Source organism: Acidovorax sp. KPB24-03, from assembly GCF_057546605.1.
Genome location: NZ_BAAJYR010000964.1, coordinates 1 through 530 on the forward strand (window position 1 = coordinate 1; position 530 = coordinate 530).

At 71.7% G+C, this 530-nt stretch carries 1 protein-coding gene; it reads left to right on the plus strand.

Translation table 11 applies throughout. The features are described 5' to 3' along the window. Positions 1–62: 62 nt before the first annotated feature. Positions 63–530: ATP-binding cassette domain-containing protein (locus AC27KI_RS27065; RefSeq protein ID WP_487117000.1), on the plus strand; the 468-nt coding region annotated here is incomplete at its 3' end.

The following is a 530-nucleotide window of genomic DNA, read 5'->3' on the forward strand; positions in this document are numbered from 1 at the left end:
GTGGCGCTGCTGATGCTGCTGGTGCTCGGCATGATGCTGCTGGCCGGCGACGGAGAGATCCCATGAGCGGCACAACTCTTCTGGCCGTCGAAGGCCTGTCGGTCCATGTGGGCGCCAAGGCACTGCTGCGCGATGTGTCGTTCAGCCTGCGCGCCGGCGAGGTGCTGACGCTGCTCGGCGAAAGCGGCGCAGGCAAGTCGCTGCTGGCACAGGCGGTAATGGGCAACCTGCCGGGCACGCTGCGCGCCGGCGGCATGGTGACTCTGGACGGCGTCGCCAGCCGCGCCGAGAACGCGAAGGCGCGGCGGCCACGCTGGGGGCGCACGCTGGCCTTGCTGCCCCAGGAGCCCGCGCTGGCGCTGGATCCGCTGATGCGCATCGCGCCACAGCTGAGCGAGACGCACGAGCTGGTGCGCGGCGCGGGGTTCGAGGAGGCCGAAGCTGCGGCGCTGTGCGATCTGGAAGCCGCCGGCTTGGCGGACTCCGCCCGGCAATATCCCTGGCAGCTCTCGGGCGGCATGGCGCAGCGC